We start from the raw sequence: 15,488 nt of genomic DNA, 5'->3' as shown, positions 1-15,488 counted from the left end.
CAGGCTTGGTTTATTGACTATTTCTGATGGCAATTTCTTCACTGAGTTCGGCCAATACCCGGTTAAGTACATCGTTTACTTCCGCTATCATTTCAGCCAGTTTAGGAGCCGGAATATTTCCCTCATCTACTGCTTCAATTTCCCTTATAGTACGCTGAAGCGGTGAAATCGCCAGGTGATCGATGGTGGATTTGAGCTTGTGGGCAAGTTTAGATAACTGTTCATGGTCACCATCGGCACTAACCTGATTAAGCTGTTTTAAGGTATCTGGTATCTGTCCGCAAAACATTTCGATCATTTTCGTTACAAAATCCTCACGCCCTTTACTGATTACACGTAACCCGTCAAGGTTATACAATGGTAAATCGATATCTGGAGCAGTAACCGGTGTAGCAGTTTTTTGAATCCAGTTATCAATCACGCCAATCAGCAGCTCTTCATTTATAGGCTTGGTAATATAGTCGTCCATTCCGGCAGCCAAACATTTCTCCCTTTCACCTTCAATGGCCGAGGCAGTAAGTGCAATGATTACGCCCGTATATCCACCTGCCCTGAGGGCTTTGGTGGTATCATAGCCGTTAAGAACAGGCATCTGTATATCCATCAGAATGATATCATAAGCCTCTTCGTTAAGCATTTTGAGGGCTATTTCGCCATTTTCGGCAATCATTACCTGCGGACCATAGCCCAGTAAAACTGTACTGGCCACCAGCCTGTTCATTTCGTTGTCGTCTACAATCAGGATTTTGCGCCCTGCAAATAAATCTTCGTTGTGGGTAACCTTAGTTTCTGCAGGTACATCGGTTGTTTTGCCTTTTTCGAGTTTAATAACAAAGGAAATTTCAGAGCCCTGGCCTTTCTCGCTTTTTACATTAAAATAGCCACCCATTTGTGCAACCAATTTTTGCGAAATGCTCATGCCCAAACCTGTGCCGCCATATTTGCGCGTTACAGATTCATATTCCTGGCTAAAATTATCGAACAGGCGGCTTAAAAATTCAGGATCCATTCCAATTCCGGTATCTTTCACCAAAACTTCAATTTCCTGGTAAGCCTCGCTATCTTCCCGTACAATAGCCGTTAACAGGACTGAACCTTTTTCGGTAAATTTTATGGCATTGGTCATTAAATTAAGTACCACCTGGGTAATCCGGTAAGGGTCGCCAATCAGTACCGACGATATTTCAATATCCGCTGGCGGAAGGTAATTGATTTCCAGGCCTCGTTTTACTGCCTTGTGGGTAACTACCTGCATTACTTCGTTAAATACCATTGGTAAGCTAAAGCCAATGTGCTCCAGGTTAAGCTTTCCTGCATCAATTTTAGAGAGGTCTAAAATATCATCAATAATAACCAGAAGGCTTTTTGAAGCCGTTTGTACTGTTTGTATATAGTAATCCTGTTCTTCGGTAAGCGTGGTTTTAGAAAGCAGGTTAGCCATGCTGATAATGGCATTCATCGGCGTTCTGATTTCGTGGCTCATATTGGCCAAAAACATAGCCTTAATAGTAGCGGTTCGTTCTGCATCTTTCTTGGCTGTAATCAGTTCCTGCTCAAAGCTTTTGTGCTCACTAACATCAAAGCAGATGCTTGTCCAGCCTGTATTTTCGTTCTTTTCATTGTAATTTACCGCACGGCCGGCCAGCCATAGTCTTTGGTTGCCCTGAGCATCGGTAAATACAATCTCGTGTAATTCAGCATCTGTTTCTTCCGAATCCTCATCTGTATAATCTGCCGCGAAAAAATCGTTGCTAAACAGCACATCCGGCATTTGCTGGTACATGCTATCGATCGCATAGCCAGACAAGGTACAGAAACGTTTATTGGCATATTTTATTCTGCCTGCAGCATCCATCTCTATAAAACCAAAGCCCATATTGCCGAGGATCCTGTCGAAATGGTGGGTGTTGGGCAAAGGAAGCGCATCCGCTGTAGCGTTGTTTTTACCGTTTATCGTGCCCAGCCCATTTTCGATATAATCTGCGCCGGCAAAAAATAATAGTTCCTGTTCTGCAGATTTTTCCCAGCTACCCTTTATTTTTCCGCCTGTATGCTTTGGGCTGATGAGAAATGTTTCTCCCAGCGGAAGCTGCCCTTTACCGTTAAATTCAGAAAGTTCAAAATAATCAAACAGGTTCCCATTCTCACAGCCGGCATAAATATTTTTCAGTTTATCGCCAATATGCAATATCTTCATATCGCTATCTAGCAAGATAAAATAAGGAAAAAGCCTGCTCAATTGGGCGTGATCAAGGGATAAGGAAAAGCTGTTCATCAAGATAGATTTAATAACAGGCTAAATTTATAAAAAAATAACCCGCTAATACAGCACCTGAACGAATTTAGTATCTAAAAGCCCGATTGTTGCTCATAATGTACGGATTACGCCGCGGTATGGCTATCCGTACAGGGTTTAACTGCTTTCTGATACAGTAAATTTGGTGCTTTTTGTAAAATATATGACTCGTTTCCAGTGTTTTATTTATTCTTTCAACGTTAGGGAAAATAATAGGGATTAATCTGATTTTTTTTTATAATTGTACAACGACATTGATATCATCAAATACAGACTACTGTCATTTAAATTTCAGTTTTCATTTTTGATTGTAAAACTGACTTTAGTGATAGTAGAGAAAACCGTTTTCGTCTAGAATTGTTTAACTATTATCTTTTCTGAATCGGTTTTATAGAAAATCAATGCGTTGCAACAAGTCCCTATCATGACCCAAACCAACAACCCTAAAACTCGCTTACTCCTGGTTGAGGATGATGAGTTTATGCAAGCAATACTCGAGGAGATCCTCACTGCAAACTACCAGATAGATATACGGCCTGATGGCCTGAGTGCGTTAACTTTCCTGCAAAGTGGCAATATTCCCGACCTAATTATTTCTGATTTGAATACGCCGAACATGAACGGCCTTGAATTGATTGAACAATTAAAAGTGAGCGATTTCTTCCATTCCCTTCCGATTATGATCTTATCGGGTGAGGAGAGCTCGGATAAAAGGATTAAATGCCTTGATGCAGGGGCAGACGATTTTGTGATTAAGCCTTTTAACCCGGCAGAACTCGAGGCAAGGATAAAAATGGTATTAAGGCGCGCAGGTAAAAATCTTTCGTAATGGAGCATGCGGTGAAGCCCGACCAAATGAATAACCCGGTAATTGCCCTCGTAGGTTTTGAAAGGGATTTTCAGTACGTTGATTTTGATGCGTGCAATTTTGGCGATATGCAGATCGTTCGTTTTGAAAATGGATTGAGGCTTGTACAGGAATGGACGGAGCAGCAGCTAAACGTTGCCGCTGTGATTTCTAATAGCGAAATTCTATCGAACGGTGGACTTTCCCTGCTCGAAACGCTTAAAAAAAGACAAATGCCTTCAGTTCCTTTTTTTCTGGTTGTAAGGTACTTTAATGCAAATTTAAGGATACTGGCCTTAACAGCTGGCGTTTCTGATGTTTTCAGAGTGCCGGTAGAAAAAGAACGCCTCGAAAAACGGCTTGTATTTCTGGTTAACAATTGGACTTCCCTTAACCGTGAGGTGAAAGTAACCAGCAGGCCGGTTTATCATATCGGCTTTGCCAAGCGCTTGTTTGATGTGTTTTTTGCCGGATTAGCCCTGGTTTTGCTGTTTCCCTTATTCTTACTCGTAGCCATATCGATATGGGTAGAATCAAAAGGTCCGGTATTTTATTACTCGTTGAGGAGTGGTACGGGTTTCAAAGTTTTTCGTTTTTATAAATTCAGGTCAATGTATGTTAATGCTGATCAAAAGATTAAAGACCTCAAACATTTGAATCAATACGATGTTGATCAGGAAAAAAAGGAAACCCGTAAAACAGAATTTGCACTTTGCAGCTCCTGCATGTCACAGGGCAAATGCCAGTATCCTGTTTATGCTGATGGAGCACAGTGGTGCGAAAAGGATGATGTGTATTTAAGTTCGCAAAAAAGCGGGTCAGCGTTTTTTAAAATCGCGAACGATCCGAGGGTAACCCGGGTTGGTAATTTTATCCGGAATACCAGTATAGATGAATTGCCGCAACTTTGGAATGTTATAAAAGGCGATATGAGTATTGTGGGGAACAGGCCATTGCCCATTTATGAGGCCGAGAAACTAACTACAGATAAATATGTGCTGAGGTTTGCTGCACCAGCCGGCATAACAGGTTTATGGCAGGTAGAAAAACGCGGAAGGGGAGAAATGAGCGAAGAAGAGCGGCTAATACTCGATAATACCTACGCATTGAAGCAGAGCTTCTGGAACGATATCAGGCTTATTTTAAAAACCATACCGGCACTTTTCCAGAAAGAAAACGTATAATGGCAAACAACTTGCGGATGGGGACAGGTAATGGGCTAACCTATCCGGTTGCAAGTAAAAATAAACCCATAAAAAGAAAACCGGATGTGCTATACCTGCTATTTTTTTCTGATATTTAAGGACTAACCACCATTGATAAACCCTGTAGGCACAAGCGCTACAGAGGCCCTGGTGCAGTTAGCCGCTGAAAGGAAAGGTTGATTAGCTGAGCTGATCTGTGGCCGTTGAACATATAAAATATTGGAATGCAAGAAGATCTAACCGCACGTTTAAGGAAAAGCTACAGTTACGAAATAATAGGGAAAGACCGGGAAAGTGATTTTGACAGGATTACCGAAATGGCCGCCTTAATCTGTGAAAGCAAGATCTCGTTAATTTCCTTTTCAGATGGCACCAAACACTGGTGTAAAGCAGTAAAGGGCCTTAATGCTAAGGAGCTTAAGGCTGTTTTGCCTTTGTGCAATTATCCTTTAGCTGCTACCGGAGCTTTGATCATTCCCGATATACTCGATGATGAATGTTTTAAGGATCATCCAGCGATAGGTAGTGAAGAGGAAATAAGATTTTATGCAGCTTACCCGCTAACAGATAATAATGGTACAGTGCTCGGATCCTTGTCGGTGATGGATACGTTACCTAAAAAAATTACCTCAACCCAGCAAAAATTACTTTCACTACTGGTCGAAGAAATCAGCTCGCTCATTCAGGAGCGTGTAAAAAAGATTGAAGACAAAAATATAGGCCTGCTTTTCGAACATTCCGACGATCTGATCTGTATTCTGGATAAGGATTTGAAATTTAAGCGGATGAACACCAGTTTCGATATCAAACTGGGATGGACAGAGCAGGAACTCAGGCAAAAAACACTGCTCGATATTGTTCCGGCAGCCGGACTCGAACAAGCGGGCAAAATCTGGAAAAATCTGATAAACCGTACGCAAGAGGAAGATCCTACCCATCAGATAGCCATAAAGGATGGCGGATTCAGGATGATTGAATGGACGGCCACTGTTGAGGAAAGGGATGGCGATGTATTCGCAATTGGCAGGGATGTAACCGCCGAGATGGAAAAGAACCATGCCTTAAAAGTTAGCGAACAAAAGTTAAAGGCATTTTTTGAAAGCTCGCAGGGGCTGATGTGTACGCACGATGTTGATGGCAACCTGATTTCGCTGAATCCTGCAGGAGCCAGATCGCTAGGCTACAGAAGATCTGAATTGATTAAAAAAAGCCTTTTCGATATCATTCCCGCCGAAAGGCATGCCAATTTACGTCAGTATTTGTTCGATATAGTTGAACGTGGACATTCTACGGGCTACATGATCATTAAGCGTAAATCGGGCGAGGAGCGCTTATGGTTGTATTCAAATATTTTGCAAAAAGACCTTCAGGGCGAACCTTATATAGTTGGGAATGCGGTTGATATTACAGATCAGAAAAAACTGGAGGCCGATCTTATCCATATCAAAGATCTGCTCGAAGAAACCAGTGGTTTGGCAAGAATTGGAGGCTGGGAGCTGAATCTTAAAGATCAGCATTTACACTGGTCAAAAATAACCTGCGAAATACATGGCGTACCCGAAGGGTTTATCCCTACGATAGACAATGCCGTGGCTTTTTACGAACCGGGTCCAAACAGAGACCGGATTTTGCAAGCCATTGATGAATGTCTGAGCACCGGGAAAGAGTGGGATGAGGAACTTCAGATTGTCGATTTTAACGGTCGTAATCTTTGGGTTCGGGCTATTGGCAAAGCCGAAATGGCAAATGGTGTTCCGGTAAGGATATACGGTACCATGCAGGATATTGATGAGCAGAAACGTGCACAGCTTCAAGTTATCGAATCTAAAAAACTGCTTGATGAGGTACTTTCGGCAGCTACGGGGGTGAGTATCATTGCAACCGACCTCGATGGAACAATTACAGTATTTAATGAGGGGTCCGAACGCATGCTGGGCTATACAGCCGAAGAAATGGTCGGAAAACAAACACCCATCATGTTTCATGACGAGCAGGAAGTTTCGGAGATCTGTGCTGATTTTAGCGCCACTACAGAAAATGAAGTAACTGGCTTCGGTTTTTATGCGCAGTGTGCCGATAGTCCGGAAAGGGAGAGGATTTTTACTTTTATTACCAAAGATGCCAAAAGGGTACGGGTTTCATTGTCTATCACCTCAATCAAAGGCAGTAACGGCGATACGATAGGTTATTTAGGAATATCAATCGATATTACCCAGAAAGAAACAATCCAGCAGGAACTTGCCCTGGAAAAAGCATTGCTGATTGCTTTTATCGAGAATGCACCGGCATCGGTGGCCATGGTAGATAATAATATGCAGTTTTTAATTGCAAGTCGCACCTGGATAAAGGCTTATACCCAGATTGAAGGCGACATAAAAGGCTATTCTTATTATGAGGTATTCCCCGAGCTTTCTCAGGAACGCAAGTCTGTGCATCAGGAAGTTTTAAAGGGCAGAACCATCAAAAAAGATGAAGATATATATGTAGATCCGATAAATAACGGCTTACAGCATATTGCCTGGGAGATGACCCCATGGTACAAAGCCGATAAGGCAATCGGTGGAATGATGATCTTTACGCACGATATTTCTGCAGCGGTACAACACCGGCAGGAACTAACTGCAGCACGGTTACGCGCCGATATTGCCAATTTTGCCAAATCCGAATTCCTGGCCAATATGAGTCATGAGATCAGAACGCCACTAAACGGTGTAATTGGCTTTACCGATCTGGTATTGAAAACTCAGCTCAATAGTACGCAGCAACAATACCTTAAAATCGTACACCAGTCGGCCAATTCCTTATTAGGGATTATCAACGATATCCTTGATTTCTCCAAAATTGAAGCCGGCAAGTTTGAACTTGATATAGATCGCTGCGATTTGTACGACCTAGCCTGGCAGGCCAGCGATATTACCAATTATCAGATCCATACCAAAAACCTGGAAATGCTACTTAATCTTCATCCCGACCTGCCGAGGTTTATATGGGCTGATGCGCTGCGGTTGAAACAGGTATTGATTAATTTGCTGGGCAATGCGGCAAAATTTACCACAGAAGGCGAAATAGAGCTTAAAATCGAAACGCTGCAGAACGATGGCGGCAATCACTTGCTGAGGTTCTCGGTCAGAGATACCGGCATCGGAATTGCCAAAAGCAAACAGGTGAAGATTTTTGAGGCATTCTCGCAGGAAGATTCCTCAACTACAAAGAAATATGGCGGCACAGGACTGGGCCTCACCATCTCGAATAAACTGCTGAATATGATGGACAGCCAGCTTCGGTTGGAGAGTGAGCCGGGTGTGGGAAGTACCTTCTATTTTGATGTGAACCTGCGGTCGGAACAAGGTGGCCTGATTGAATGGATGGGAATGGAAAGCATCAGCCGGGTACTCATTGTAGATGATAACAACAATAACCGGCAGATACTGACTGACATGCTTGCGCTGAAAAATATTGCCTCCGATCAGGCAAAAAATGGTTTCGAGGCGCTGCAATTGCTGGCAGCAGGGCAAGTTTATGATGCCATTTTACTGGATTATCACATGCAGTATATGGATGGACTGGAAACTGCGGCCAAGATCAGGGAGAATTTCCCTTCTGCTGATGAAGGCGAAATTCCGTTAATCCTTTTGCACAGCTCATCTGATGATGGAAAGATAATTAAAGCCTGTAACGATCTTCGAATCGATAACAGGTTGCTTAAGCCGATTAAAATGAACGATCTTTATCTTGCGCTGACAAGAATAAGAACACGGGAAGCATCTTATCAAAACCGGCAGGATGCAACGTTATTTGCCTTAAAAGAAAGCCATGCATACCGGTTTTTAATCGTCGAAGATAATGCAGTTAACAGGTTCCTGACCCGCTCTCTACTTGAAAAACTCTATCCAAATAGCGTGGTAACAGAGGCCGAAAATGGCGTGTTGGGCATCAGTCTTTTTCAGCATGAAACCTTCGACCTTATTTTCATGGATATACAGATGCCCGAAATGAACGGATATGAATCTGCAAGGAAAATAAGATCGCTGGAGGAAAATACTCGGATTCCTATTATTGCCCTTACCGCCGCAAACGTGATGGGCGAGCGCGAGAAAAGCATTGCAGCAGGAATGGACGATTTTATTACCAAGCCGGTTTTAGAAGAACATATAGCGGCAATACTCGATAAGTGGCTGGTACGCCCGGCAGATTCCTTTTCGAATGAAGTGGATGTTGATAACATAAATCGGGACCTTTTTGACATCAGTAAGCTGGCGATTTATTTTGAAGGCGATAGTGTGAAATTGCGCAAGATCATTCGCATAACTATCGATCAGCTTCATGCTGCCCTTCGTGAATTGGATAAGGAGATTCGGCCTGCAGATTGCGAAATGGTGATTTCGCTGGCACACCGGCTTTACGGGATGTCAACCTCTGCAGGTTTGGAAAATCTGGCCAGGATCATCGGCAAACTGCAAAGTACTGCTTGTTCTGATTTTGTCGCTTTCTCGGAAGTAGTAGCTGAATTAAGAGATGGGATTACTTCCACTATCCCTTCGTTGCAGATATATATTCAGGAGGATAAAGGGTAGCCAATTGTTGCAAACTTGCATTTAAAAAAACTGTTAAAAATGCCATTCTGATTAACTTCAGGAACAGATAATACTGGCCGGAACTAAAAACTACTATTGGTTGCCGGAATACAACAAAAAGTAGCGTAAATACAACTAAAAAGCGCCATCTTTTTACTGATTTGGAGGAATGGCCTCACTAATTTTGAGCTGTCGAAAGATTAAAAAAGAAATTAGTATGGATACAAAAATGATCGGCAATAAAATTGCCATAGCAAGAAAAAAAGTAAGCATGTCGCAAGCCGGATTGGCTGGGCATGTGTTTGTAAGCCCTCAGGCCGTAGGCAAATGGGAGCGGGGAGAATCCCTTCCGGATATCATTACATTAAACCAATTGGCAACCATCCTGGGTGTCGACCTCAACTATTTTTCTGAAGGACTTTCTTCTTCAGATTCCAATAACGAGACTGTTCAAATCGAATTAGCGGCAGAGCACAATTTGAGTACTCCACAACCTGGATTGTTGACTAATTTCAGTGGCAATGATCTGGCCAAAAGTGATTTCGCCGGCGTTAAGGCACACGGGCTAAAGTTTAACGGGAGCAATCTTTGTGGTGCCGATTTTACTGGCGCAGACCTTACCGGAAGTTCGTTTTCTGGTAGTGATGTAAAGGAAGCTGATTTTACGGAAGCTGATCTCAGCACTTGCAACTTCTCGGCCAGTGAGCTAACAGGAGCGAAATTTGACAAGGCCATTTTGAACAATACAAGCTTTTATGCATTGGGGTTGGTCAGCGTAAGATTTGCCGATGCCAAACTAACGGGCGTAAAATTTAGCAAAACGGATCTTCGGGAAACTGTTTTTACAAACTGCAGCTTTGAAGGAGTAGATTTTGACTATTCAGATTTGCGCGGACTTAAGCTGGATAATCAGGTTTTTAATGGAGTGATGTTCCATAATGCGGCCTTGAATGAGGTAAGTTTTAAAGGAGCTTCGCTTAAAAATGTCTCCTTCCGTTCAACTTTTGCATTAACCAATAAATATTATCGTGCGATAAAAACAATCTGTTTTGAAGGCGCATCAATAGATAAGTTAACCTATGCTTCGCTAAAAGGACTGGGTGCAAATTTGGGGGGAGTTAAGCTGATTTAATACTTTTATCTCATCGCTTTAATTTGCTGTAAATAAATTTATTATGCCTTTTATGTGCTAAGGTAAAAAGGGAAACCTTCAGTTTCCCTTTTTAGTGGATCTGAATAGCTGTTTTTGAATTTTATTTAGTGGTAATTATTCCAAATTATTCATCAATCCACTTCAATCATCACTTTAATTACCCCGTTTTTAGGATCGAGCCAGTTTTCAAATTCATGTGCCACCTCGTCGAATTTTGTACGATGGGTGATATATGTTTTCGGATTTACAAGACCACTTTTCATGGCTGCAATTACCTGTTCAAAATCTGCGCGGGTAGCATTGCGGCTGCTCATTAAAGTGGCTTCGCGCTTATGGAATTCTGGGTGGGCAAAAGATATATCACCTTTTTGCAGGCCGATCATTAAAAAACGGGCACCATGGGCCATATACTGAAAAGCACCGTTAATGGCTTTTTGATTTCCCGTGGCATCAATTACAACAGTAGGCATACTTCCATTTGTAATTTTCATCAAAGCTTCGGTTAAATCATCATTTAGGGCATTAATGGTATGCTTAATTTTGAATTCTTCCCTGCAAAAGCGCAAACGGTCATCATTAATATCCATTACAATTACCTGGGCTCCGGCAATGCCTGCAAACGCAAGGGTTCCCAATCCAATGGGGCCTGCACCAATTACCAGTACAAATTCGCCATGGGTAATGTTTGCCCTTCGTACCCCATGCGCCCCAATAGCCAAAGGTTCTACCAGGGCCAGTTCATCAAAACTAAGGCCTTCGCCATGTATTAAGGAAGATGATGGAACAAGCAGATATTCGGCCATGCCACCATCAATATGAACTCCGCAGACTTTAATGCGGGTACAGCAATTCGGTTTATTGTTTCTGCATGCAATGCAGCGGCCACAATTAAAATAAGGGATAAATGTTACGCTTTCTCCAATTTTGAAACCTGTCGCCCCTTCTGCTTCAACTAATTCGCCTGAAAGTTCGTGACCAAGAATGCGGGGATAGCTAAAAAATGGTTGCGTACCCTCATAAGCATGGAGATCTGTTCCGCAAATACCTATCCTTTTTATTTTGAGGATCGAACATCCCTTTTTTAATTCTGGTTTTTCTTTGTTGGTGTAATAAAACTGGCCTGGTTCTGAACAAACTAAAGCTTTCATAAATTGGTAATTGTGTGTGTTTAAATGAATTTTACATAATCAGCAATTAAGGCCTGATCTTTCATGGCCTGCCAAAATTGAGCTGGTATTTTTTCTTCGGTCATATCGATATTTTCTTTTATCCTGGCTGCATTGGAGGTACTTAATGCAATGCTGGCTACCCCTGGCGCTGCCAGGGCAAATTGTATGCAGACTGATGCAGGTTTTACATTAAACTGCTTGCATAGCGCAAAGAAATCATTACGCCATTTAATGAGTTTCAAATCTTCTTCCGAATCTTTTACCAGCTTATAATCGTAATAGTCTCCACCTGTAAGAAAACCGGCATGAAATACGGCTGAATTAATGATTTTGACCCCTTTTTGATTCAGATCTTGCATAAATTTAATGAGCTCAACCGGATGGCTTTTAATGGTCATGCTGTTGGCAAACATTACCCAATCAAGCTCTACATATTCCGCTACTTTTTTAATTGCCCTCCAGCTTTTTGCCCCCACACCGATTAAGATATTGTGCTCTTTTTTCAGGTCTTGTAAAGCCCTGTAAGCTGCTATGATATGATTATAAAGTTCTTGCTTATGTTCGGGCGATTGCGCTGTAGCGAGGTATTCATCGCAATCGTGCACAGAAACCATTTTGGGTTTGTATTTTTCCAAAAGCGAGTTGCCCTGCTCAAAACAGTCGATAATCCCCTGATAACTGATTTTTTGTACGGCATCGTGTTTCAAATCGCGCCATACACCTGGCTCAAAGGTTGGTTCAGGCGTTTGCAGCGGCGTTCTGTACCAGCCCAGTTTATTACTAATCACTACATCTGCAGGATCGATGTGCAAACCTTCCAAACATTCGGCCAGGGCTTCGAGTGCAAGCCCTGCTCCATATTTTCCTGCTGAATCAAAAATCAGCGGACGCGGGGCATGTTTGAAAATCTGATATACAATTTCTCTTTTTTGTTCGATGGTAAGCGCTGTATACAGGTTACCGAGGGAACTGGTGCCAAAAATTACTTTTGGAAAATCGAATGTCATACTACTGGATTTATATTAATGTGAAGTGCTTAGTGTAATTTTACCTGCATTCAAATTTTTAATGGCGAAATAGAAAATGATAAAGAAACAACTTGCAGGAACTAAATAAGCTTTCTGGATATTGCTGGCATCAGAAACGGCACCCATTATCACAGGAAAAATTGCACCGCCAACAATCGACATGATTAATAGGGAAGAGCCCTGCTTGGTTTTACTTCCTAAGCCCAGAATGGCCAGTGAAAATATCGTTGGAAACATGATCGACATAAAAAACTCTACCCCGATAAGCGCATAAACTGCTGTTTTACCTGTTACAAAGGCAGCGGTAATCAGTAGCAGGATATTCAGGATGCTGTAGAGTGCCAGTAATTTTGCCGGGCTTATCAAACGCATTAACGCGGTGCCAACGAATCTGCCAAGCATAAACCCCAGCAATGCACCCGAGAGAAAGTAGGCTGCAGATTTCTCTTCAATGCCTGCCACACGCTCAGAGAAGCGGATAAAAAAACTACTTACGCATACCTGGGCACCTACATAGAAAAATTGTGCAACAACGCCAAGAACCAGGTTTTTCTCCTTCAATATACTGCCATCTTTGTTCGATTCGTTTTCCTCTTCTTTTATATCCGGGAGTTTGGTTTTCCACAACAGGATTACGATCAGCGACACCACTATTCCGATTAGAATAAAGGGTAGCCTTACAGATGATGCTTCGCGGTCGAGGTAATTGTTTAATTCCGGCAGGCTCATGGCCTTTTCCTGAGCCTTGCTTAATGTTTTTCCGGAAAGAATGAATATACCACCCAACAATGGAGCCAGGAAAGCCGCAAGTCCGTTAAATGATTGTGCAAAATTGAGCCTTTGTGTTGCCGTGGCAGGGTTCCCCAAAATGGTAATATAGGGATTGGCAGCTGTTTCAAGAAAGGTAAGCCCGCTGGCTATTACGAAAATGGCAAACAGAAAGAAGCCGTACTGCCGGTTAACTGCTGCCGGATAAAATAAAAATGCGCCGGCGGCGAATAGCAGGAGTCCGACAATAATTCCGCCTTTGTAGCCATATTTCTGCATAAACTTACCGGCCGGGATAGCCAATAAAAAATAGGCAATGTATGATGCTGAATCTATCAGTGCCGATTGGCTATCTGTTAACTGACACGCTTTTTTTAGATGCGGTATCAGTATTGGGTTAAGATTTAATGCAAAACCCCATAAAAAGAACAATGAAGTGATTAGCACGAAAGCAAATTGTTGTTTGTTGGTTTGTATCATAGTGTTAAAGTTGAAAGATTAGTGCCATTGATACCCATTTTTCTCCTTCTTTGGCCCAGGGCAAGGGTTGTTGGAATTTCCACATCAGTTGTTCCCATTCCTGTACCTTGGGGTTAGCAGCATCTTGTACAGCCTTTTCTTCAATGTTGAAATCGATGCTGGTTTCCATGATCATAAACAGCCGATTACCGGTACGGTAAATCTGCATATCCAGTATTTTATTATCGATGATGCTTTTTCGGATTTCAGGCCATCCGTTTGCACTTTTATGCCAAAAATCATATTCGGCAATAAGCAATGGATCTTCTTTAAGATCAAGGGCGAAGCATTGTCTTTTATTCATATTTCGTTCCAATAGTGATTATCAGTAATTACCCTGAATAGTTTAAATAATGCCCCTGACTTTAGTCTGGGGCATGTTAATCAGGACAATTATTTGTTTTGTTATTTTACTATGGCAGATGTAAGCAACTAGTTGCCCACACCAACCTCGCTGATTGTTGCATCTTCAACTGATGTTAAAATTTGCAGTTTAACATATCTTGCACTAACTGCAGGAAAACTGGTAATTTTTAAATCCGTGGTTTTTCTCCAGCTATCGTTGGTAATCTCCCGAAAGTTCTGGTTATCAGTAGAAACAAATAACTGGTATTGGGTAATAATACCACTGTAACCTTTCAGTTGGGTAGGTAAGTAGTAAAACTTGCTGAAGGTCTTTTCAGTGCCGAGGTCGAGAATCAGGTAGCGTTCTTTTTCAGGAGCGAATTTCCAATAGGTTTGAAAAGCCGCAAAGCCGCCACGGTCGCCAACTAAATCGCTTACACCATCAATGGTAACAGAAGCGGTGTTTTGATTGAGCAGGGCACTAATTGGCGATCCGGTTTTAGCCGGACCTTCAGGCTCAATAAATGCCTTTCCGGCTGAAGATGTGATGTTTTTTATCTCGAGGTAGGAGCGTGGTACAGGTAGTTGTTGTGGCAGTGCTTGTCTTTGGGATGGTTTCCACAATTTGCCAATCGCTTTGAGGTGTGCAACAACTTCCTCATCAAAAAGACCATCGCGGTTTGGTCCGATGTTAATCATGTAATTGCAATACAATGGAACTACTCTTTGTAGTTTATCCAGGGTAAAGTTTACGCTTTTTACATTTTTTGGCGAACTCGGATGCCAGAACCATCCGTTGGTTAATGTAAGCGCCATTTGCGAGGCATAAATATTGTTTCCGAGCGGATATACGCCTTTTGGACCTTCATAGTAGATGATGTCAGTTTGTAATACACCATTGCCATTGTGCTCGCTGATCAGACAATTGGGCTGCAATTTTTTAACGTGATCATAAATACGTTGATATGAAATGGCTTTATGCCCCATTTTCCAGTTCCAGCCATCGAAAATAATAAGCGGAATTTCTCCATAATTGGTAAGGAGCTCTGTTAACTGGTTCATTACAAATTCTTCCTGTTTTGTACCTCCGTTTTCTATACCATTATGCCTGTCCCACATTGAAAAATACAAGCAAGGTTTTAATCCCTGACTGCGGAATGCCTTTACATATTCGGCCACTACATCCCGCTTTGCAGGACTATTGCCAATATCATATTCTGTATATTTTGAGTCCCACAAGCAAAAGCCATCATGATGTTTGGTAGTTAATATACCGTATGTCATACCAGCCGATTTGCATGCTTTAGCCCATTGGTTGCAATCAAGTTTTTTAGGATCGAACTTTTGGGGATCTTGATTTGGGTTTGCCCACTCTTCGTCTGTAAAAGTACCCATGTTAAAGTGCATCATTACACCAAAACGCAAGTCGACAAAGTCTGATTGAAGTTGTTGCAGGCTTTTTTGTTGGTTTTGCTGCGCTTTGACCAAGATGTTACAGGCGCAAATAGAAAGGATTATTAAAATTTTTCTCATAATTGGTTATTTATAAATCGGAGTTCAATCAAAAAATGAAGCACCAGAATC

Annotated in this window: 10 protein-coding genes; 4 read left to right on the top strand and 6 right to left on the bottom strand. The window is 42.0% G+C overall.

Translation table 11 applies throughout. The features are described from left to right. Positions 1–10: 10 nt before the first annotated feature. Positions 11–2,275 carry an ATP-binding protein gene (locus HWV58_RS12155; RefSeq protein WP_175634356.1) on the bottom strand — a complete coding sequence of 755 codons (2,265 nt, stop codon included), beginning with the start codon at positions 2,273–2,275 and terminating at the stop codon, positions 11–13. Between the two features lie 445 nt (positions 2,276–2,720). Here HWV58_RS12155 and HWV58_RS12150 point away from each other — a divergent pair, with 445 nt between their 5' ends. The 4 genes from HWV58_RS12150 (at position 2,721) to HWV58_RS12135 (ending at position 10,054) form a co-directional block, all read left to right on the top strand. After that, positions 2,721–3,125 (top strand): response regulator transcription factor, encoded by a 405-nt coding sequence (locus HWV58_RS12150; protein ID WP_175634355.1) that lies wholly within the window; start codon positions 2,721–2,723, stop codon positions 3,123–3,125. Continuing rightward, positions 3,125–4,327: a sugar transferase gene (locus HWV58_RS12145; RefSeq protein WP_217706990.1), complete on the top strand. Its 1,203-nt coding sequence runs from the start codon at positions 3,125–3,127 to the stop codon at positions 4,325–4,327. Before HWV58_RS12150 ends, HWV58_RS12145 begins: the two co-directional genes overlap by 1 nt. Positions 4,328–4,572: 245 nt before the next feature. Beyond that, positions 4,573–8,922, top strand: a complete 4,350-nt coding sequence (locus tag HWV58_RS12140) for a PAS domain S-box protein (protein ID WP_175634354.1) — start codon at positions 4,573–4,575, stop codon at positions 8,920–8,922. A gap of 217 nt (positions 8,923–9,139) precedes the next feature. Further along, positions 9,140–10,054 (top strand): pentapeptide repeat-containing protein, encoded by a 915-nt coding sequence (locus HWV58_RS12135; RefSeq protein WP_175634353.1) that lies wholly within the window; start codon positions 9,140–9,142, stop codon positions 10,052–10,054. A 152-nt stretch (positions 10,055–10,206) separates the two neighbouring features. Here the strand turns inward: HWV58_RS12135 and HWV58_RS12130 are convergent, their stop codons facing one another. The 5 genes from HWV58_RS12130 to HWV58_RS12110 form a co-directional block, all read right to left on the bottom strand. Further along, positions 10,207–11,223: a zinc-binding alcohol dehydrogenase family protein gene (locus tag HWV58_RS12130; protein ID WP_175634352.1), complete on the bottom strand. Its 1,017-nt coding sequence runs from the start codon at positions 11,221–11,223 to the stop codon at positions 10,207–10,209. 20 nt (positions 11,224–11,243) lie between these two features. Then, the gene (locus HWV58_RS12125; protein WP_175634351.1) at positions 11,244–12,251 is read right to left on the bottom strand and encodes an aldo/keto reductase; all 1,008 of its coding nucleotides are present in this window, start codon (positions 12,249–12,251) and stop codon (positions 11,244–11,246) included. Positions 12,252–12,266: 15 nt separating this feature from the next. After that, positions 12,267–13,520, bottom strand: coding sequence for an L-fucose:H+ symporter permease (gene fucP / locus HWV58_RS12120; RefSeq protein WP_175634350.1), 1,254 nt, complete (start codon positions 13,518–13,520; stop codon positions 12,267–12,269). Positions 13,521–13,524: 4 nt separating this feature from the next. Next, positions 13,525–13,863, bottom strand: a complete 339-nt coding sequence (locus HWV58_RS12115) for an L-rhamnose mutarotase (protein ID WP_175634349.1) — start codon at positions 13,861–13,863, stop codon at positions 13,525–13,527. A gap of 128 nt (positions 13,864–13,991) precedes the next feature. Next, positions 13,992–15,437 carry an alpha-L-fucosidase gene (locus HWV58_RS12110; protein ID WP_175634348.1) on the bottom strand — a complete coding sequence of 482 codons (1,446 nt, stop codon included), beginning with the start codon at positions 15,435–15,437 and terminating at the stop codon, positions 13,992–13,994. Between the last annotated feature and the right edge of the window lie 51 nt (positions 15,438–15,488).

This window comes from Pedobacter ghigonis (genome assembly GCF_903166585.1).
GTDB lineage: Bacteria > Bacteroidota > Bacteroidia > Sphingobacteriales > Sphingobacteriaceae > Pedobacter > Pedobacter ghigonis.
The sequence above is the reverse complement of the archived record's forward strand: the minus strand, read 5'-3'. Positions and strand labels throughout refer to the sequence as shown.